The 21,196-nt window shown below is 36.1% G+C and carries 19 protein-coding genes; 16 read left to right on the forward strand and 3 right to left on the reverse strand.

Annotated elements, in window-relative coordinates; translation table 11 throughout:
* Positions 1–111: 111 nt before the first annotated feature.
* The 14 genes from BN38_RS01175 (at position 112) to BN38_RS01240 (ending at position 16,409) form a co-directional block, all read left to right on the forward strand.
* Complete coding sequence (locus tag BN38_RS01175) at positions 112–1,170, forward strand: ribonucleotide-diphosphate reductase subunit beta (protein ID WP_044565082.1); 1,059 nt, start codon at positions 112–114, stop codon at positions 1,168–1,170.
* A gap of 277 nt (positions 1,171–1,447) precedes the next feature.
* Positions 1,448–1,990 carry a TetR/AcrR family transcriptional regulator gene (locus tag BN38_RS01180; RefSeq protein WP_044565388.1) on the forward strand — a complete coding sequence of 181 codons (543 nt, stop codon included), beginning with the start codon at positions 1,448–1,450 and terminating at the stop codon, positions 1,988–1,990.
* A 14-nt stretch (positions 1,991–2,004) separates the two neighbouring features.
* Complete coding sequence (locus tag BN38_RS01185; RefSeq protein WP_044565084.1) at positions 2,005–4,059, forward strand: efflux RND transporter permease subunit; 2,055 nt, start codon at positions 2,005–2,007, stop codon at positions 4,057–4,059.
* Between the two features lie 10 nt (positions 4,060–4,069).
* Positions 4,070–6,376, forward strand: a complete 2,307-nt coding sequence (locus BN38_RS01190; RefSeq protein ID WP_044565086.1) for a membrane protein — start codon at positions 4,070–4,072, stop codon at positions 6,374–6,376.
* Between the two features lie 195 nt (positions 6,377–6,571).
* The gene (locus BN38_RS01195) at positions 6,572–6,895 is read left to right on the forward strand and encodes a hypothetical protein (protein ID WP_044565087.1); all 324 of its coding nucleotides are present in this window, start codon (positions 6,572–6,574) and stop codon (positions 6,893–6,895) included.
* Positions 6,882–8,816: a V-type ATP synthase subunit I gene (locus BN38_RS01200; RefSeq protein ID WP_044565088.1), complete on the forward strand. Its 1,935-nt coding sequence runs from the start codon at positions 6,882–6,884 to the stop codon at positions 8,814–8,816. Before BN38_RS01195 ends, BN38_RS01200 begins: the two co-directional genes overlap by 14 nt.
* Positions 8,816–9,286: a V-type ATP synthase subunit K gene (locus BN38_RS01205; protein ID WP_044565089.1), complete on the forward strand. Its 471-nt coding sequence runs from the start codon at positions 8,816–8,818 to the stop codon at positions 9,284–9,286. The genes BN38_RS01200 and BN38_RS01205 overlap by 1 nt, the downstream gene beginning before the upstream one ends.
* A gap of 15 nt (positions 9,287–9,301) precedes the next feature.
* Positions 9,302–9,853: a V-type ATP synthase subunit E gene (locus BN38_RS01210; RefSeq protein WP_044565090.1), complete on the forward strand. Its 552-nt coding sequence runs from the start codon at positions 9,302–9,304 to the stop codon at positions 9,851–9,853.
* A gap of 10 nt (positions 9,854–9,863) precedes the next feature.
* Positions 9,864–10,928 (forward strand): V-type ATP synthase subunit C, encoded by a 1,065-nt coding sequence (locus tag BN38_RS01215; protein WP_044565091.1) that lies wholly within the window; start codon positions 9,864–9,866, stop codon positions 10,926–10,928.
* Positions 10,921–11,232, forward strand: coding sequence for a V-type ATP synthase subunit F (locus tag BN38_RS01220; RefSeq protein ID WP_044565092.1), 312 nt, complete (start codon positions 10,921–10,923; stop codon positions 11,230–11,232). The genes BN38_RS01215 and BN38_RS01220 overlap by 8 nt, the downstream gene beginning before the upstream one ends.
* 11 nt (positions 11,233–11,243) lie before the next feature.
* Positions 11,244–13,001, forward strand: coding sequence for a V-type ATP synthase subunit A (locus BN38_RS01225; RefSeq protein WP_044565094.1), 1,758 nt, complete (start codon positions 11,244–11,246; stop codon positions 12,999–13,001).
* The gene (locus BN38_RS01230) at positions 13,001–14,368 is read left to right on the forward strand and encodes a V-type ATP synthase subunit B (protein ID WP_044565096.1); all 1,368 of its coding nucleotides are present in this window, start codon (positions 13,001–13,003) and stop codon (positions 14,366–14,368) included. The genes BN38_RS01225 and BN38_RS01230 overlap by 1 nt, the downstream gene beginning before the upstream one ends.
* A gap of 9 nt (positions 14,369–14,377) precedes the next feature.
* Positions 14,378–15,070, forward strand: a complete 693-nt coding sequence (locus BN38_RS01235; RefSeq protein WP_084593723.1) for a V-type ATP synthase subunit D — start codon at positions 14,378–14,380, stop codon at positions 15,068–15,070.
* Between the two features lie 16 nt (positions 15,071–15,086).
* The gene (locus tag BN38_RS01240) at positions 15,087–16,409 is read left to right on the forward strand and encodes a hemolysin family protein (protein WP_044565097.1); all 1,323 of its coding nucleotides are present in this window, start codon (positions 15,087–15,089) and stop codon (positions 16,407–16,409) included.
* A gap of 58 nt (positions 16,410–16,467) precedes the next feature.
* Here BN38_RS01240 and BN38_RS01245 read toward each other — a convergent pair whose 3' ends face one another.
* Positions 16,468–17,787: a sialidase family protein gene (locus tag BN38_RS01245; protein ID WP_044565098.1), complete on the reverse strand. Its 1,320-nt coding sequence runs from the start codon at positions 17,785–17,787 to the stop codon at positions 16,468–16,470.
* A gap of 210 nt (positions 17,788–17,997) precedes the next feature.
* On the opposite strand from BN38_RS01245, the gene BN38_RS01250 reads away from it, so the two are divergent.
* Together BN38_RS01250 and BN38_RS01255 are read left to right on the forward strand one after the other, a co-directional pair.
* On the forward strand, positions 17,998–18,216 hold the full coding sequence (locus BN38_RS01250; protein ID WP_084593724.1) for a type II toxin-antitoxin system RelB/DinJ family antitoxin: 219 nt from the start codon (positions 17,998–18,000) through the stop codon (positions 18,214–18,216).
* A complete protein-coding gene (locus BN38_RS01255; RefSeq protein WP_044565099.1) occupies positions 18,188–18,466 on the forward strand; it encodes a type II toxin-antitoxin system YafQ family toxin in 279 nt (92 codons plus the stop codon). The genes BN38_RS01250 and BN38_RS01255 overlap by 29 nt, the downstream gene beginning before the upstream one ends.
* Positions 18,467–18,675: 209 nt before the next feature.
* Here BN38_RS01255 and BN38_RS01260 read toward each other — a convergent pair whose 3' ends face one another.
* Positions 18,676–20,334, reverse strand: a complete 1,659-nt coding sequence (locus BN38_RS01260; RefSeq protein ID WP_044565100.1) for an FAD-dependent oxidoreductase — start codon at positions 20,332–20,334, stop codon at positions 18,676–18,678.
* Between the two features lie 141 nt (positions 20,335–20,475).
* The gene (locus BN38_RS01265) at positions 20,476–20,949 is read right to left on the reverse strand and encodes a PTS system mannose/fructose/N-acetylgalactosamine-transporter subunit IIB (protein ID WP_044565101.1); all 474 of its coding nucleotides are present in this window, start codon (positions 20,947–20,949) and stop codon (positions 20,476–20,478) included.
* Positions 20,950–21,196 lie beyond the last annotated feature (247 nt).

The raw sequence follows: 21,196 nt of genomic DNA on the forward strand, positions 1-21,196 counted from the left end.
GCTTAAAACTCCTTAGCCAAGCTAGGGAGTTTTACTTTGAAAATTTTTACTCTTTTTCTTAATAAAGGTACAGTGAAGGTAGGAGAAAAAGTATAAGATAAGGAGCATTAAATGGAAGAAAGTAAAAACAGAGAAGTTGGTAAGCGTGGGATTTTTAATGAGGATGGGGATATTGATCTTTCTAAGAGAAAGATTATCCAAGGTAATACCACAAATCTAAACGATTTTAACAATCTAAAATACACCTGGACTAGCGATTGGTATAGGCAAGCTATGAACAATTTCTGGATTCCAGAGGAGATAAATTTAAACCAAGATATCAAAGATTATAGAAATCTTGATGAGCACGAGAAATTTGCCTTCGATAGGATAATTTCATTTTTGACCTACCTAGATTCTATCCAAACAGCAAATTTACCAAATCTCCAAACATACATTACTGCAAATGAGATAAACCTATGCCTATCAATTCAAACCTACCAAGAGTCTATCCACTCTCAATCATATTCATATATATTAGATACAATCTGTTCTCCAGAAGAGCGTAGCAAGATTTTATATATGTGGAAAGATGACGAGCACTTGCTTCACAGAAACGAATATATAGGCGACCAATACAATCATTTCCTAGAAAGAGATGATGAGTTTAACTTTATGAAAGCCATCATTGCAAATTACATCCTTGAAGGTATATACTTCTATTCAGGATTCTCATTTTTCTATAACCTAGGACGTAATGGTAAAATGCCAGGAACTGTTCAAGAGATAAGATACATCAATCGTGATGAAAATACTCACTTGTGGTTGTTTAGGTCATTAATCAACGACCTTAAAAAGGAAAGACCTGACTTATTTACAGAAGAGCATATCAAATATTACACAGAGATGCTAAAAGAAGGTGTAGAAGAAGAGATTGCTTGGGGCAAATACGCTATTGGCGATAATATTGCTGGCCTCAATGGCAAGATGATTGAAGATTATATCAAATATCTAGGAAATCTAAGGGCAAAGGGCTTAGGTTTTGGTCCAATCTATGAAGGATATAAAGAAATACCAAGCTCAATGAAATGGGTAGACGAATACTCAGATCCAAACCAAGTAAAAACAGATTTCTTTGAAGCAAAGGTATCTGCTTACTCTAAATCATCAGTAATAGAAGATGACCTATAAAATATCTAAGTTAATCATTATAAAAGACTGGAAATAAAAATCCAGTCTTTTATTGTGTCCAAAATTATTGAACTCTATTCTTTTAGTCAAAAAATATGCATCTATTATAGTTAAATACAAGACTTATCAAAAAATAAAAAAACTTATTAAAAAAGTTGAACAGTGTTCATTATGCCGGTATCATACTTTTGTAACAACAAATGAACGTTGTTCATTTTTATAAAAAGGAGGGATAATATTGGTAATTTACAAATCGAATGATAAGAAAGCGTTGATTATGGATGCGGCTATTAGAGTTTTTCAAAGAAAGGGTCTGGAGAAGACTTCTGTTAGAGATATTATGAAGGAAGCTGGCTTTGGACTTGGAACTTTTTATCTTTATTACAAGGACAAAAACGACCTTAAGGAGAAATTAGTTTTAGATTTGGCTAGCTCTATTATTATCAATGCTGAGAATTCTTGCATGGGCGAGGATCCAATAGAAAGATATATATCTTTTGTCGATTATATCATTGATTATCTGATTGCCAATCCATTCGAACTAGACCTTCTTAGCAAGAATATTACTTGGGCACTTTATACCGAGATTGAAAATGATCAAAGGTTAAGTAAAGCTGATTCGACTCTGAAATTTATCCTGAATAAATATGAGAATTTATTTTCGCGCTCATTTACAGAGCCTCAACAGCTATACATACTTTCTCTTACTATAGAAAACATCATTTCTACTTGTAAAAGTGCCTTGATGGAAGAATCCGTTCTTTCAATAGATGAGATGAAGCCAGTTTTGTTTGCTGTTATTAGAAAAATATTTAAGTAAACGGGAGATTAATAATGAAAAGAATTGCAAATTATATTTCACATCATGCAAAGTTAGTCCTCTTGGTAATGACATTGTTGCTTATCCCATCATGGATAGGCTACAAAAATACTGGTGTGAACTACGACATTCTCTCCTACTTGCCAAGCGACCTTGAGTCTACCCAAGGCCAAGAAATTCTAGATAAAGATTTTAAAAATGCTGCTACTGGGATGCTGATCCTTAAAGGGTCCGACCACGATGCAGATAAGCTTAAGAAAGAAATTCTAGAAATTGATGGTGTTGAGGATGTCATTTCAAAATCCTCTATTGTGGGGGATACAGTACCAAATGAATTTTTGCCTGACAATATAAGAGATGCTTTTTATGCGGAAGATTCGACTCTTTTGATGATCAAATTCGAAGAATCATCATCGTCATTTAAGACTATGGAGGCCATTGACCAAATCAAGGCCCTAGAGTCCAAAGAAAAATACCTATCTGGTATGTCTTCATTAGTAAAAGATACTAAGGAATTGATCGACCATGAGACTCCTATATATGTAGGGTTGGCAGTTGCTCTTGCCCTTGTAGTTTTAAGTTTGGCAAATGAATCAACTATCATACCTTTCCTATTTATGTTAAATATCGGCTATGCTATTTTGTATAACTTTGGTACAAACATATTTTTGGGAGAGATTTCATACATTACAAAGGCAATAGCAGCAGTTTTACAACTTGCTGTAACTACTGACTATTCAATATTCCTTTACCACAGATATGTTGAAAAGAAAAAGAAAACAGAAAATAATGAAGATGCCATGGCAAAGGCAATACAATCAACTGTTGCATCAATATTTGCATCTTCTCTTACTACCTTTGCAGGGTTCTTAGTCTTGCTTTTGATGAGACTTACTCTTGGTCGTGACATTGGTCTCGTAATGAGTAAGGGTGTGCTTTTGGGACTAATATCAACAGTAGTAGTACTTCCACCAATGCTATTGCTATCAGAAAAATGGGTCAACAGATTTAACCACAAGGTTTTATTGCCAGAATTTGATAAGACCTCAAACTTTACCTTAAAGTACAGAAAAACTTTATTTATTGTATTTTTGGCCCTATTTATACCGGCAGTATATGGCTCAACTCATACAGATCTTTACTACAACTTAGACAGGTCCTTGCCACAAGATTTGGACTCCATAGTAGCCTTAAACAAGATGAAAAAAGACTACGATATGGCTTCAACTCACTTTATAGTAGTAAAAGAAGACCTAAGCAAGCAATCTATCAACAACATGGTTGAAGAACTAGAAGATGTAGACGGAGTAAACAACGTCCTTAGCGTAAACTCTGCTACAGGCCTAACCCTACCATCAAGTGTCTTGCCAGATAAGTTACAAGACAACTTTGTGAAAAATGGCTACCAGATGATTATGCTAAACTCCAAATACCAAACAGCCTCACCAGAGGTAAATAAGCAAATAAGTGAGATTAAAAAGATTGTAAAAGCTCACGATCCTGATGGATACTTGACGGGAGAAGCTGTTCTAACAGATGACCTTACAGAAATATCTGACCGAGACTTTAAGATGGTAAACATTGCATCAATTATTGTGGTATTTTTGATAATTGCAGTGGTGTTTAAGTCATTTGCTATACCAGTTATACTAATTGCAGCCATAGAACTTGCTATATTTATAAATATGGGAATTCCTTTCTACACAGGAAAGACAATACCATTTATAACATCAATAATAATTGGTGTAGTACAACTTGGTTCTACAATTGACTATTCAATACTAATGACAGACAGATTCTTGTTTGAATACAAAAAAAGAAAAGATAAGAACGAGGCCCTAGCTGTTGCAACAAAAGAGACAGCAAAATCAATAGTTACATCTGCCCTATCATTTTTTGCGGCAACTATCGGCGTAGGTATATATTCAAAAATGGAAATAGTATCAACTATATGTATATTTTTGGCAAGAGGAGCTATAATTTCAATGCTAGTAATTATAATCTTCCTACCAGCAATCATTAGTATTACATTCCCATTTATCAAAAAGACTACTAAAGGCTTAAACTAGGAGGAAATTAATGAAAAACAAATTCGTCAAAGCACTTGCAGTTCTAACAGTATCTTCAGTCTTGGGAACAAATGTATCCTATGCTGCAAGTGATAACTTAAAGAAAAGTGAAACAATATATGTCACAGTAGAAGATGGCAAGATTACAGATCAAACAGCATCTGTTTGGCTAAACTCAGATAAAAATATCAAGGCAAAGGATAAATCAAATCTAAAAGATATCAAAAACCTTGAAACAGACCAAGAAATCAAGACAAATGATGGCTACATCAACTGGAATGAAGAAGACGAGGATATCTACTACCAAGGCAAATCTGATCAAAAACTTCCAGTAGATGTCAAAGTGACCTACTACCTTGATGGCAAAGAAATATCATCAAAGGACCTAGAAAGCAAAAGTGGCCATCTAAAAATAGTAGCAAGCTCTACAAACAACATAAGTAGCCAAGCTATCATAGACGGCAAGGAGAAAAAAGTATACTCTCCATATGCAGTTGTAACAGTTATGAGCTTTGATTCTGACAAAGTTACAAATATAGAAGCTGCTGATGGTAAAGTTGTAAAAGATGGCAAAAATGACATAGTAACAGGACTATTGACACCTGGCCTAAGAGAAAACTTAACAGATGTCCTAGAAGCTGACAAACTTGATAGATTCAAAGAAAGCCTAGAAATAGAAATGGATGTCACAGACTATAAGGTAAGTGAAATCTATGCGGTAATTACTAACGAATTTTTCCAAGAAGATAACAATCTAGCTTCCCTAGATGACCTAAATGATGGCATAGGAGAACTAGAAAGTAATATGGATAAGTTGGTGGATGCTGGAGATAAACTAAACGAAGGTGGCCAAAAATTAAACGATGGTCTTGGCCAATTCGCTGATGGTAGCGAAAAGCTTAGTGATGGTTCAACAAAACTAGTAAATTCTTACGAAAAATTTGCCAATGCTTTTGCAGATTTGCCAGCAAAAACTCAAGAAATCTCAGGAGCTGTAACAAAGCTAAACCAAGGTGGTTCATCACTAAATGCTGGCATAGGCCAATACACCGAAGCTGTTAGCCAAATCAATGCTAATATGGACAAGCTAAATAAGGGAGCAAACGACCTAGATGCAGGTGCTGGTAAACTTGACGCAGGCCTTGGAGAATTATCAGAAGCTGCAGGGACACTAAGAGAAAAAACTTCTGCTATATCTGGCAGTGAAGGCATAGCAGGTCTAGGCAAGTCATTAGGAGATCTCCAAACTGGCCTAAATGACTTTGGCAAAAACGTCAAACCACTAGCAAACAGCGTAACAGAACTTGACGCAGGTCTAGGCAAACTAGAAGAATCATCAGCTTCCCTAAGCCAAGGAATAGAAAAACTAAATCAAACAGCTCAAAATGCACCAAGTGTATCAGCTTCAGTAGAAGACATTATAGCTAAGGCAACTGCCATAGAAGGTATTGCAGCAAGTCTTGAAAGCAAAGATGTTGATGGATCATATGCTGATGAAATCTATACCCTAAGACAATTAGAAAGTGGCCTATACGCCCAAGCTGAAAACCTTAAAGCAAGTGCCCAAGTAAACGGAGCTATTAGCCAAGGCTTGGCAGGTCTAAACCAAGGATCCAAAGAATTAAATGCAGGAATCAGCCAAGCTCATAAGGGAAGTTCTGAGCTAAGTCAAAAATTAAATGCAGCTAGTGGACAGCTAGAAGAAGCATCAGGCAAACTTGCAGCAGGAGTGGGTAAGCTAGACAAAGGCCTATCAAACTCTGACTTGGTAAAACTAGGCCAAGCTATAGGTCAAATGGACGATGCAACTAAAGAATTAAAACAAGGTTCAGAAAAGTTAAAAGCAGGAACTAGCCAAAACAAAGAAGGTGTAGCAAAACTTGCTGGCGCTATGGACCAACTAAACGGAAAATCATCCGACCTAAAAGATGGATCACAACAACTATCTGACGGCCTAGCACAATTTGAAGAAAGATCAAAAGCTCTATCCAGCCTTGGAGATATCAAAGAAAAAGCTATTGATCCAATGGGCAAGGGCATTGGAGACTTAAACAATGGTATCCAAGAGCTAAGAAATGCAGCCCTACAAATCAAGGAAGGTTCAGACACCTACCAAGCAAATTATCAAGAATTTAACCAAGGTCTAAAGGACTACAAGACTAAGGGCATAGATGAACTTTCAAACAAAACAGGAGATGTCCAAAAAATCTCAGATATCCTAGATGAGATGTCAAAACTAGCCAAAGAAAACAATGCAATCTCTGGCTCAACAGAAGACTTTGAAACAAGATCTAGAATTATAGAAAAGATTAAGTAGAAAAACACAAGTGAATCCAGATTGATTTGGATTCACTTATTTTTTTCAATATATAAGTTAAGAAAAATAAAAAAGGGAAAACATTTTATATTTTTACAAAAAACAAGGTTAGATTATTGATAAATCTTAATCAAAGCCTATTTTAGACTATATATTTATGGTATAATTTAATTAATGTTATTTAGGGGGTGAAAAATGGCAGACGATATATTACTTAAGATCAAAGAAGCTGAAGAAAATGCAAGCTTAAGTGTCAGCGATGCCAAAGATCAAGCAACGCAAATGGTAAAAGATGCCAAAGATCAGGCAAATGCTGAATACAAGAGAATAATCTCTGAAGCCAATGCAAAAAAAGCCAAATTGATTGAAGATGCAAATAAAAAAGCTCAACTAGACAAAGAGCCTATACTAGAAAAGGCCAAAGCTAGTTCAAAAAGTATTATTGACAATCAAACTAGTGATATAGATCAATTAATAAATGAGCTTACAGAAAGGATAATTAGAGATGGCAATAGTTAAAATGGATAAGTTTAACTTGCTAGCCTTTGACTCTGATAGAGAAAATCTTTTAAATATCCTACAAGACTTTAACTACGTTCATTTTAACGATTTGGTCCTAGAAAATGATGAAGACTATTTGACCGAAATTAGGGCAACAAAAGAACTTGCTCAAATAGACGAATCTATTAATAATGTAGATTATGTTATAAAACTAATAGAAGACTATAACAAAAACTTGCCAGAAGAATTACACACTGAAACAAGTGAGATGTCTATAGAGGAAGTCAACAAAAAAGGCTCAAACTTCGGTTTCGATTTAATTTATGAGAAATTAAGAGACCTAGTAACCAGTCGTGAAAAACTAGTTAATGCCAAAGAGAACTTATCTTCTAGAGTAAACGACCTATCCCCTTGGAAAGATATAGATATAAATATCAACAAGCTTTATAATTCCGATAGGTTTTTCCTAGAAACAGGAACAATTTCATCTAGATTTTACCAAAGCTTGCAAGAAGCCTTGGTAGAGCGTGGTCTTGATGGAAGCCTTGTTTATAAGATTAGCGAACGCGATGGCAACTACTATGTAGTAGCAGTCTCAACTCTAGCTTGTAAGGAAGAATTTGAAGATACATTAAGAGAATATGGCTTTAGCAAAGTTAAAATAGGTGCAGACGATAATATAGGAACCTACCTAACTAGCCTAAACGAGCAAAAAGATGAAAAAAACACTGAGATTGAAAAAATAGACGAGCAAATCAGAGGAATGGCAAAATATTTGCCTGACCTATACGTCTACCAATCTTATGTAAGAAACCAAAGAAAAAAGGAAGAATCTAGCGAAAATTTCCTAAAAACTCGCCAGATGAATATCATAGAAGGCTATGTGCCAAGTGATATGACAAGTGCCTTTAAGGCTGATTTGGACAAAACTTTGGGCGAAAAATACATATTAGATGTAAAAGAAGCCGAAAAAGAAGATCCAAATGTTCCAATCATCTTAAAGAACAACAAGCTCATAGAGCCTTATGAAGGCGTGGTTGAAACCTATTCTTTGCCAAAGTATAGCGAATTAGATCCTACATCTATCGTAGCGATTTTCTATACAATATTTACTGGATTTATGATAGGTGACTTAGGTTATGGACTTTTGGGAGTTATAGCAACCTTGCTTGCTCTAAAATTAAATTTTTTGCCTAAAGATAAAGAAAAAACAGTAAAGTTATTTTTAAGAATATCAATATCAGCATGTGTATTTGGTTTTATCTTTGGATCAGTATTTGGCGGAATAATAGATGTTCCATTCGGCTGGATTGATACACAAAATGATATAGATACACTTATAACTATGTCCTTAATCATAGGAGGTATTTCTTTATTCTTTGCCCTTGGTGTCAAAGGATTTATGGCAATACGCGATGGACACCCAGACGGCCTATTTTTTGATGTAATAAGCTGGTATATGGCAGTAGGTGGAGCAATAGCTTTAGCCCTTACAAAAAGCCCAATAGCAAAATACGTCATGATAGCGGGCATGGTAATAATAGTTCTATTTGCAGGACGTGCTATGAAATCATGGGGTGGAAGAATAGCTTCCGGTGCCTATGAACTTTACGGGATAACATCTTGGATTGGAGACTTTGTATCCTTCTTAAGACTTATGGCCCTAGTATTATCTGGTGGATTTGTAGCTTATTCTGTAAACTTGATTGTAGAAATGTTGGTTGGTGGTGGCATAGGTGGTCTAATCGCGGGAATTATAATTTTTGTAATTTTCCAAATATTTAATATGTTCTTATCATATTTATCAGCTTATGTACACTCACTAAGGTTAATTTATGTAGAAATGTTTAACAAATTTTACGAAGGTGGCGGAATCAAATTCCGCGAGATGGTCGAAGACACAAACTTTATTAATATCATTAGAAAAGGAGAAAAATAATGAGTGAATTTTTTATTGAAAACGGTGGAATAGTATTTGCAGTATTGGCAGCAGCGATTGCAACATTATTTGGTGGAATTGGATCAGCAAAAGGTGTAGGTATGGCAGGTGAAGCTACAGCAGCTTTGACAGTAGACCAACCAGAAAAGTTTGGTAAAGCCCTTATATTACAACTTTTACCAGGTACCCAAGGTCTTTATGGATTCGTAATTGGATTCTTTATCTACCAACAAATCACAGGTGGAGATTCTATCACATTTGAAAGAGGTCTATACCTACTAATGGCAGCTCTTCCAGTAGCAATTGTAGGCTACACTTCAGCACAAAAACAAGCACGTGTTGCTATCGCAGGTGTAAATATCCTTGCTAAAAACGAAGATCAATTCGTTAAAGGTGTTGTTTATTCAGTAATGGTTGAGCTTTATGCTATTTTAGGTTTTGTAATTTCTCTACTATTAGTTAGAGCTTAATATTAGGAAAAGATTATGAATAATCTTGAAGTAATATTAGAGTCAATTATTAACGAAGGAAATACTAAAAGAGATCAAATCCTAAGAGAAGCCCAAGAAAAGGCTGACGAAATCATATACCAATCAAAAAACGAAGCAGAGATTAAAGCACGTGAGATTATCGATAAGGCAAATAGAGAAGCAGAAACTATACTAACAAATGAAAATGTCTCAGCAAAAAGAGAATCTAGAGATATAGAAATTTCTGCAAAAAACAAGGTTATAGACCAAATAGTAGATAAACTTTTAGAAAATCTAAAAAATATCGACGAATCTTCTTACAAAAACTTTGTTTTAAATACTATAAAAAACTCTGATATCAAAACTGGTGACTTGCTTTTGGCAAAAAACTACAAAGAAGCCCTTAAAAACGAAGATTTCCACGGCTTTAAAGTATCAGATGAAAGCGTAGAAGATGGTTTTGTGATCAAATCTGGAAAGATTGAATACGACAACAGATTTTCTTCAATAATAAAATACAATATTGACGATATAAGAAAACAAATTTCAAGTGAAATTTTTAAATAAGGAGGTCTAAATGAACAGAGATAACTATATAGGTGGATCTATCTCAACAAGAATATATGAAAACAACCTCCTTAGTAAAAATGACTTGGAAAGACTAGTTGACTATGACTCTCTGAGCGAAGTCTTAAACGCCCTAAGCGATTCTTCTTATAGAGAAAGCATCCAAAATCTCAATAGAGATGAGGAATACGAGAAAATCCTAGATGATGAGCTTAAGAAATCCTACAAATTAATCGAAAATACTGCTAATGATAGCAATATTTTGGATTATTTTAGGGAAAGATACAACTTTCACAACCTAAAGGTCTTATTAAAGGAAATCATTCAAAAGGAAAACTATGCAAATCTTTATAACGACCTAGGAAATATAGACCTTGCCTACATCAAGAAGGAACTTTTAAACGAAGATGCTATAGAAAAAGATTTCTTGGAAACACTAGATATAGAAGGCTATGAGCCTTTCAACAAATCAGATAATCCAAGCGATCCTTACCTAGAATATGCCAAAGAAGCACTAGGGATTTTTGATGAGAGCAAAAATCCAAAGGACTTAGAAATTAGCCTAGATAAGGCTTATTACAAGAAACTTTTGGAAGATGCCAAGGCTATAGATCTAGAAGAGTTAACTCGCTATACCAAAGAGCGTATTGACCTTATCAATCTTAAGACAATGCTTAGAGTAAAAAGCAAAGATTCTGACATTGAGGAACTTAATAGCGCCCTAATCAATGGGGGTTATATAGAAAAAGAAAGATTTGATGAGATTTTCCTACAAGAAATTGATCAAATCGTTGTGAGTCTTTCTAATGAAAATATCAATAAGTATGTAGTCAATGCCCTAGATGGGGATAAAACTATGGATCAAAACCTACTTGACCTTGAAAAATCAATTGATGATCATCAAATGGATTACTCAAGGCTGGCCAAACAAATGACCTATGGCCCAGAAGTTTTGATGAATTATATAATTTCAAAGGAAGCGGAGATCAAAAACTTGAGGATTATCCTCGTATCAAAGTTAAACAATCTTCCAAAAGACTTTACCCTAGAAAGGTTGCGTGAAACATATGTATAGAGTAGCGGTAATCGGAGATAAGGACTCAGTTCTAGCCTTTAAGGCACTCGGTGTAGAAGTATATACAGTTATAGATGGCAATGAAGCAAGTGAAAAGATCAAAGATCTTGCCAAAGAAGAAGTTGGCGTGATATTTATCACAGAAAAATTTGCCCAACAAATTCCATCTACAATTGACAAATATAGAGATCAGATGACTCCAGCAATCATACTAATCCCAGGAAACACAGGTTCTATGGGCATAGGCCTTGCTGATATCAACAAGTCAGTAGAAAAGGCTGTTGGAGCCAACATTTTAAATTAAAGGAGCTTAATTTGAAAGAAGGTAAAATTACTAAAGTATCAGGACCATTGATAGAAGCTAGCGGCCTATCTGATGCTAACATCTATGACGTGGTTGAGGTATCAAAAGATAAGCTCATCGGTGAAATAATAGAGATGAGAGGAGATGTTGCAAGTATTCAGGTTTATGAAGAAACAACAGGTATAGGCCCTGGAGATGTTGTAGTATCAACAGGCCACCCTCTATCAGTTGAGCTTGGACCAGGAATGCTTCGCCACATGTACGATGGTATCCAAAGACCACTTAAAAAACTTGAAGATTTGGCTGGTAATTTCCTAAAAAGAGGAGTTACATCACCAGCTTTATCTCGTGAAACACTATGGGAATTTAATCCTACTGCTAAGATAGGCGATGAAGTAGTGGCAGGAGATGTCCTAGGTACTGTTGAAGAAACACACGTACTTACTCACAAAATCATGGTACCTTTTGGAGTAAGCGGAAAAATTAAAGACATAAAATCTGGCGAATATACAGTTGACCAAACAGTAGCTGTTATCGAAACAGAAGATGGCGATAAAGAAATCAATATGATTCAAAAATGGCCAGTAAGAAAGGCTCGTCCATCAAGAAGAAAGCTTGATCCAAACGAACCACTTATCACAGGCCAAAGGGTTATAGATACATTCTTCCCAGTTGCTAAGGGAGGTACTGCTGCAATCCCAGGACCATTCGGATCTGGTAAAACAGTAGTTCAACACCAGGTTGCAAAATTTGCCGATGCTGACATGGTAGTTTATGTTGGTTGCGGTGAACGTGGCAACGAAATGACTGACGTACTTAACGAATTCCCAGAACTAATAGATCCAAAAACAGGCGAATCAATAATGGAGAGAACAATCCTTATCGCCAACACATCCAATATGCCAGTAGCTGCCCGTGAGGCAAGTATCTACACAGGTATCACCCTTGGAGAATACTTCCGTGATATGGGCTATAACGTAGCTATGATGGCTGATTCTACTAGCCGTTGGGCAGAAGCCCTTCGTGAGATGTCTGGACGTCTAGAAGAGATGCCAGGAGATGAAGGTTTCCCAGCATATCTTGCCAGCCGTATAGCAGACTTCTACGAAAGATCTGGTAAGGTTGAAGTTTTAGGAAACCGTGACGAAAAAGGATCACTAACAGTAATCGGCGCTGTAAGCCCTCCAGGTGGAGACCTTTCAGAACCAGTTACCCAAGCAACACTTCGTATAGTAAAAGTATTCTGGGGACTAGATTACGACCTATCCTACCAACGTCACTTCCCAGCTATCAACTGGCTAAATTCATACTCCCTATACCAAGATAAGATGGATAGCTATATTGACTCAAATGTCAACGAAGACTTCTCAACTATGAGAAAACGTGCTATGAGCTTGCTTGCCCAAGAACAAAGCTTACAAGAAGTTGTAAGACTTGTAGGTCGTGATGCCCTATCAGATGATGATAAACTTAAACTTAACGTCACAAAATCAATCAGAGAAGACTATTTGCAACAAAACGCCTTCCACGATGTTGATACCTATTGTTCACTAAAGAAACAAAACATCATGCTTGACTTGATTTTGTACAATTACGACAGATCTATAGAAGCTCTTTCTAGTGGTATAGATATATCTGAGATAGAAAAACTTCCAGTTCACGAAAGAATCACTCGTGCTAAGTTTGTAAGCGAAGAAGAAATAGAAAAATTAGCAGACATCAAAGATCAAATTGACCAAGAAATTGGAAACTTGCAAAAGGAGGCATAATGTTAAAAGAATATAAAACAGTTACAGAAGTCGTTGGCCCTCTTATGCTTGTTGAAGGTGTAGAAGGTGTCAACTTTGATGAACTTGTAGATATTGAAATGCAAACAGGCGAACGTCGCCGTGGTCGTGTTATAGAAATCGAAGAAGGTCGTGCCATGGTCCAACTTTTCGAAGGATCAACAGGTATCAACCTTGCTGCAACAAGTGTTAGATTTCTAGGCAGACCTCTTGAACTTGGTGTATCAGAAGACATGGTTGGCCGTGCATTTAATGGACTTGGCGAACCAATAGATGATGGTCCTGCTATAATCCCAGAGGAAAAAAGAGATGTAAACGGAACTGCTATAAACCCAGTAAGCCGTGACTACCCATCAGAATTTATACAAACAGGTATTTCTACCATAGATGGACTAAATACCCTAGTGCGTGGACAAAAGCTTCCTATATTCTCAGGAAACGGACTTCCACACAACCAAGTTGCAGCACAAATTGCCCGTCAAGCTAGAGTACTTAACGATGACGAAGGCTTTGCTGTAGTATTTGCAGCTATAGGTATTACCTTTGAAGAAGCACAATTTTTCCTAGATGACTTTAGAAAAACTGGAGCCTTGGACCGTTCAGTACTATTTATGAACCTTGCTGATGACCCAGCAATTGAACGTCTATCAACACCAAAAATGGCTCTAACTTGTGCAGAATACCTAGCCTACGAAAAAGATATGCAAGTACTTGTTATCATGACAGACATGACCAACTACGCAGAAGCTTTGCGTGAAGTATCAGCTGCCCGTAAGGAAGTGCCAGGCCGTCGTGGATATCCAGGATATCTTTATACAGACCTTTCTACAATCTATGAAAGAGCTGGTAAACTTCGTGGCAAACCAGGAACTATTACTCAAATTCCTATTTTATCAATGCCAGAAGATGATATCACCCACCCAATCCCTGACCTAACAGGCTATATCACAGAAGGACAAATCATCCTTAACCGTGAGCTTTATAACCAAGGTGTGGAACCACCAGTTTCTATCCTTCCATCCCTATCCCGTCTTAAAGATAAGGGTATAGGAAATGGCAAAACTCGTGAGGACCATGCTGATACTATGAACCAAATTTATGCAGCATATGCATCAGGTGTTGATGCCAGAGAACTTCAAAAAATCTTGGGTGACTCAGCGCTTTCTGATGCTGACCTAGCTTTTGCAGAATTTGCCAAAGAATTTGAAGAAAAATACATCAACCAAGGATATTACACCAATAGGTCAATAGAAGAAACTCTAAATCTTGGTTGGGAATTATTAAAGATTATTCCAAAATCAGAACTTAAGAGAATTGACGACGTCCTAATTGAAAAATACATGGATTAGGTGATAAAAATGGCAAGACTAAAAGTAACGCCAACTAGGATGAACCTAAATACCCTCAAGAAAAGACTAGGCACAAGCAAACGTGGATACAAATTATTAAAAGACAAGCAAGATGAACTCATGCGTCAATTTATGATACTAATCCGCGAGAACAAGACCCTAAGAGAAGAAGTAGAAAAAGAGCTTTCTGACTCCTTCTCTGACTTTCTTATAGCAAGTGCCTTTATGTCTCCAGAGGCTATGGAAGCCGCAGTAAGCTTTCCAACTCAAAAAGTTGGTGTCGATATAGATGTAAAAAATATCATGAGCGTTAGAATTCCACAAATGGAATTTAAGGTCGACCAAGACGAAAATGCAAGTATGTTTTCCTATGGCTATGCCGAAACGTCAGCAGGACTCGATCAAGCAATCATTGGCCTTAACGAAGTAATGGAAAAACTACTCAAATTAGCTGAAATGGAAAAGACCACCCAGCTAATGGCAGATGAGATAGAATCAACACGTCGTCGTGTAAATGCTCTAGAATACCGTACAATTCCAGACTTGGAAGAGACAATCAAATACATCAGAGCAAAACTAGAAGAAAATGAAAGAGCTACTATTGCTAGACTAATGAAAGTAAAAGATATTATTTCTGACCCAGATGTTACAGATACTTTAAACGAAAAGCAATTTGTAGAAGATAATAGAACTTACATTTAACAAGGAGAGATGATAAATGGAGGCTGGGCCCTATTTTACTTTAAAAAACGCAGCTATAATCCTTTTGCTAATAATATTAAATGCGATTATAACTGCAATTCACGCTAGTCTTATATCCCTAAATTCAAATAGACTGAAAGAAATCTACGAAGAAGAAGGAGATAGCAAGACTAAATCCCTTCTAAAAATAATCAGCGACCAAGATAGGCTAAACCAATCTTTTGATTTGATCGACATGATCATATCCTTTGTGATAATAACTTATTTTATCAGCCGCTTACCCTTTGACCATATTTTAGAAGGAAGGATGAGCACATATATTGTCTTATCCATCATAATTTTTGCTATAATTAAAATAATATTTATAGACAAAATTCCAAAGCGCATAGGAGTCAGAAACCCTATGGAACTTGCAATGGCAACAAACTTTCTAAGCCGACTAATACTTGGAATAACTGCACCTTTTGTAAAATTTACTAATGCTGTTACAAACTTTTTTATGAACATATTTGGCATAGAAGCCAAGGCTGTAGAAAAGGAAGTGACCAGCGAGCAGATTAGGTCCATTGTCCAAGTAGGAGAAAACCAAGGCATCATCCGTCCCATGGAATCTAGGATGATCAATTCCATCATGGGCTTTGATGATCTCATAGCAGAAGAGATCATGACTGCAAGAACTGACGTCTTTATGATAGATGTCAATGATACGGAAAAAACTTGGTTAGATGAGTTTTGTAAGATTAAACACTCTAGGATACCGGTATATGAAGACGAAGTAGACAATATTTTGGGCATAATCTTTACCAAAGACTATCTATTAGAAGCAAGTCGTGTTGGTATCAAAAATGTCCACCTAAGAAGTCTTATAAAACCAGCTTATTTTGCACCAGATAAGATTGAAACAGACAAGCTTTTCTCAGATATGCAAATCAAACGCATCCATATGGCCGTTCTCATCGACGAATACGGAGGTTTTGCTGGGGTTGTAACCATAGATGACCTACTAGAAGAGATAGTAGGTGACCTAGACGAAGGTGAAACGTATATTCACGAATTTAGGGAAAATAGGCAGGGAGTTTATGTAGTAAAAGCTTCCATGTCTATCAAAGACCTAAACGAAAAGATTCCAATAGAAATAGACGAAGAAAACGAAAACTACGACTCCCTAGGAGGCTTCATTATAGATCGCCTAGGCTATATACCGGATGCCGGCGAAAACGTCGCCTTTGACTACAACGGCTACGAAATAAAAATCCTATACATAGAAGACAATAGGATAAAAGCCTGTAGGATAAGAAAACTAAAAGAAGATAAGCAAGAAATAACTTTGGAAGAATAATAAAATGGATGGTTAGAGTCCCTGTTGAAAGGGGACAAGTAACCATCCATTTTTTCTTTTACAAATCAAATAGCCATTCTTGGTCAAATTCTGTGTAATAAATTACATCTTTGCCCTGGCCGTCAATGTCTTCCTCTTGCTCGTAAAGAAGAGCGTAGGTATCCTTTTTTGGGCTGTGGGCCAGGCAAGAATATCCATAGTGCTTGTCATTTATCATTTTTCTTCCGACAAATTCTAAGCTGTCATCGGGTTTTACTTCTAGGATTTTGATAGATCCATGGCTCCTATCAGGGCCGTCTGGATTTGATAGGAGTATATATTCTCTCTTATTTCTTTCGATTTTTAATACTGATACCATGCAAGTTGATGTGGAATCAAAGTAAACTTGTCTAAGATCTGAGAAAGTCTCTCCCATATCCTCTGATAAGGCATAGAGAACCTTGCCAGAAGTATTTCTCACAAATATCATAACATGGCCGTTGTTAAGCTCAACAAGCTGGCTTTCAGATGTATTGAATTCCAAGTCTCCAATAAGTTCGTCTTTGCCAAAATTGATAGATCTCGACCTGTGAAAAGTCTTGCCTTTATCGTCAGTGTAGATAAGTGCTACATTTTCCTTGTTGTAATCATCTCCTATAGAATAGTATATAGGAAAAAGCAAGCGACCACTAGTAAGTGCAAGGCCTACTCCAGGGCAAGCCCCAAGAAATTTCATTTTAGGATCTGCAATTTGCCTAGTAATATCTACTGGGCATTGCCAAGTTCTACCCTTATCAGTTGAATGTATCAGCCAAAGATGGGAAGTTTGGTGGATTTGGTAAGGTGAAGAGTCCTTATAAATATTGCCAATAACTTTATCATCTTCATAAATATTATAAAGATTAGTAAATGGCATGGTATCAGTCATCTGAACACTTAAATTTGTCTTCTTACCCCTATTATCATAGACATTTCCATCTTCTTTTACATAAAATTCATTGCCATCTCTATCAAAAATTTTTAAATATTTTTCCCCGCCAACATCCTTGTAGGATTCTTGGTTTTTGGCAGCCCAAAAGTTGCCACCAGACTTGAAAGTATCAATAAGCATATAGAGCTTATCTCCAATTTCAACTAGGCACATGTCTATATTAAAGGGAGCATCGGTGGTATCTTTAGCATCCATGTCAATGACTTTGGTAAAATCAGTAAAATCTTGACCAGGCTTTTTAAAAAGCAAAACTGGATTAATCTTTCCCCAGTCTGACCTAGTATCAAGCCTTTGATCAGCTCCTGCAACTATAGTTCCATCATTGAGCTTTAATAGAGCTGGAATCCTATAAAAGGGCGAATCATTAAGTCCTGGATAAAAAAGCCCAATCGGTGATGATTTATACATATTTCCTCCTATACATCCTATATATTTATATTATTACCCATAAAACACATGGCATATATAAGGTATTATAATTATAATAACTTGTATTACAAGATATATCCTTGTAAAATGAAATTGAGGTGATATTATGGAAAAATCTAGCATAACTGTAAATGTAGATGCACAAACTAAAAAAATACTGAAAAAATTTTCCAAGACCTAGGATTTAATATGACAACAGGAGTCAATATGTTCCTAAAGGCTGTGGAAAGATACCAAGGGATACCCTTTGAATTAGAATTGAACTCTCCAAATCAAACAAGTTTAGAAGCTCTTAGAGAAGTCAGAGAAAATTTAGATAATTTAAAAACCTATAATAATTTTGACGAGATAATAGATGAAATTGATAGAGAATTAGCAAATGAAAATCAAGATATCAAGTCAATTTAAAAAAGACCTCAAACGCATGAGAAAGCAAGGCAAAGATTTATCCTTGCTAAGAGAAGCCATATCCTACTTAGAAAACGATAAAGAATTGCCAGAAAAATATAAAAATCACCAGCTAAAAGGTGAATGGAATGGAGCCTATGAATTCTATATCAAAGCTGACTGGTTAGTAATATATGAGATAATTGACAATAATTTGATTCTAGTAATGCTTAGAACAGGAAGCCACCAAGAGTTGTTTAGGAATTATTAGATAATAAAATAAGGGGCTGTTGCAAAATAGATAAATCGTTCCTATATCATTCGAGCACCCTCCCAGAAAGGTCTCTTCCAGCCGAAGGGCTAAACGCCTCCACGAGCCGGCGGGCTAAACCTCAAACTTTCCGGGAGTGCACTCCAATGATGGAACGATAGATATCTATCAATTTGCAACAGCCCTATTTATGATTGATTAACATATAATTATTCATCCTCACAAATCAAGTCCAAGTCAAAGTATTTGGCGTATTCGCGTAGGTATACCATGCCTCCGTCTAGCATGTAGACATTTTCTATTCCCATATTTTTTAGCCTTTTTATGGTGTTAGATGCTTTTGCTCCTGTTTGGTCGTAGATTAGGATTTTTTTGTCTTTTGGAATTGCAAAATCTTCTAGATTTCCTGTAAAAAGTTCTGCCCCTTTGATATGGCATTCTTTGTAGGCGGATTCGTTTCTTATGTCATATATTTTATAGTCTAAGATATAATCTTTTAGTTCTGATATTCTAACATGAGGGAGTCTCTCCTCTTTTATATTTATGGCTTGAGACCCTATGACATTGTTAATATCTTCGGTTGTTGAGTAGTATGGCTGGTAGCCAAGCTCTAGGTCGTAGAGGTCATATATTGTCCCACTCATTTTTATAAGACTTCCTATGACATCGATTCTCTTGTCTACTACACCTCTGCCTAAGGCTTGGGCTCCGTAGATTTTGCCGGTATTTTTGTCGAATAATAGTTTCATATAGACCATTTGAGCTTCAGGCATTATTCCTACTATATCTGTGTGGGAGATGAGCGTTGTGTCATAATCATAGGCCAATTCCTTTAATTTTGCTTCTCCAAGACCAGTTACTCCTATATTTAAGTCAAAGGATTTTAATAGAAAAGTTCCTATAAATGATTGTTTTTCGCTTTTTTCTCCTCCTAGGAGATTGGCTACATATTTTGCCTGCCTATGGGCTGGCCAAGCTAGTTTTAGGTTCTCTTTTTCTCCTGTAAAGAAATTTCTGATATCAATCACATCGCCTATGGCAAATATGTTTGGATCTGACGTTTTGTAATCATCATCTGTTACTATGGAACCCTTTTCTGTTAGTTTGAGGCCGGCGTCTTTTGCAAGCTTGTTATTTGCAGCCATTCCAAGGCCTAGTATTACCATATCTGCAGGAACTCTTTTGCCTGATGCAAAGATAGCTTCCTTGTCAGTGATTTCTACTAGTTCTTTTTCATGGATGATATTTACACCGTTTTCTATAATGTTTTCTTCTATAAATGCTTTGAGTTCATCGTCTATGACTCCAAGGATTTTGCCACGGACGAACATATTTATCTGAGTATCTTTTAGTTCGTTCAGAGCGTGGGCTGCTTCTATGGCGATAAATCCACCGCCTGCAACAAAGATTTCCTTAGGTTTATTTTTTTCGTAGTAGGTTCTTATATTTTCTACATCTACTACATTTCTGATGGTAAAAACATGGTCCTTGTCCGTTCCCTTTATGGTTTTTGGGACATTGGCGTGGGCACCTGTGGCAAGAACTAGGTAGTCGTAATCTTCTTCAAATTTTTGGCCGGATTTTTTGTCCAAAACTTTGATGGATTTGTTTTCCCTGTCGATTGCAAGGACTTGGTGGTAGTTTTTTGCCTTTATATTGTATCTTTTGGCAAAACTCTTGCTGTCCCTGTGGACCAAATCTTGGCTGTTTTTTATTTGGTAGGATAGGTAGTAGGGCAATTCGCAGTTGCCAAAACTCATATCCCTATCTTTTTCGTACATTACTATTTCTATATTTTCATCAAGACGACGCAGTGAAGTGGCAAGGGTCGCCCCAGCTGCTACAGCTCCTACTATTATAACTTTCATTTTTTCTCCTCCCTTGTCCGGTTCTTAGTAAGTATTTACCCCAAAATAAAAAAAGGAGCTTTGCGCTCCTTAAATGCATCCAAAATCCTCATTTTGGATCCAATTATTTTACCTAAGCTTTGTAAGCGTTGGATCTATTATTTATTTGAAAAGTTGGTCAAAATCTATAGCTTGATCATTTGGTAGGGTTCTAAAGTCTAGTTTCTTACCACTAGTTTCGATTTTCTTAAATGTATCAATATCATTTTGATCTACGAAGATACTTTCATTTACCTTTTCTTTGCCACTTGTTTGGTGGATATTTCCTACGTTAACTGAGTCGATTTCAATTCCATCTTCAATCAATTTTAGGGCATCTGCTGGACTTTCTACCAAAACTAGGGCATCTTCTTCTTCAAGGTCTTTGATTTTAGAACTAGCTTCACTTATGCCAAAGAAATATGATTTTGAACCCATTGGTGTTACTAGGTCCATAAGATGTTGTTGTTTTTCGTCTTCACTTACAAGGTCGTTTGCTACAACTATTACATCAGCGCCAACTTGTTTCATCCAATTTCTGGCTACTTGGCCGTGCAATAGTCTATCGTCAATTCTTAATAAAACTGCTTTTGCCATAAATTTTCCTCCTATTTACTTACTCTCTCATATTTTCTTATATTTTATATTCAATCATTTTACCTTAAGACATATGTATTGTCATATTATTTTTTCCTACTTAGTAAAATTCATTAATTATTTATAAAAATTATAAAATTTTATAAAAATTTGAAGATTTTTGAATAAAATACGATTTTTGGCAAGTATAATAGATAATTTTTGATATACTATATAATGATATTGATTATCAATATACATCGATTAT

This window comes from Anaerococcus provencensis, from assembly GCF_000312365.2.
GTDB classification, from domain to species: domain Bacteria; phylum Bacillota; class Clostridia; order Tissierellales; family Peptoniphilaceae; genus Anaerococcus; species Anaerococcus provencensis.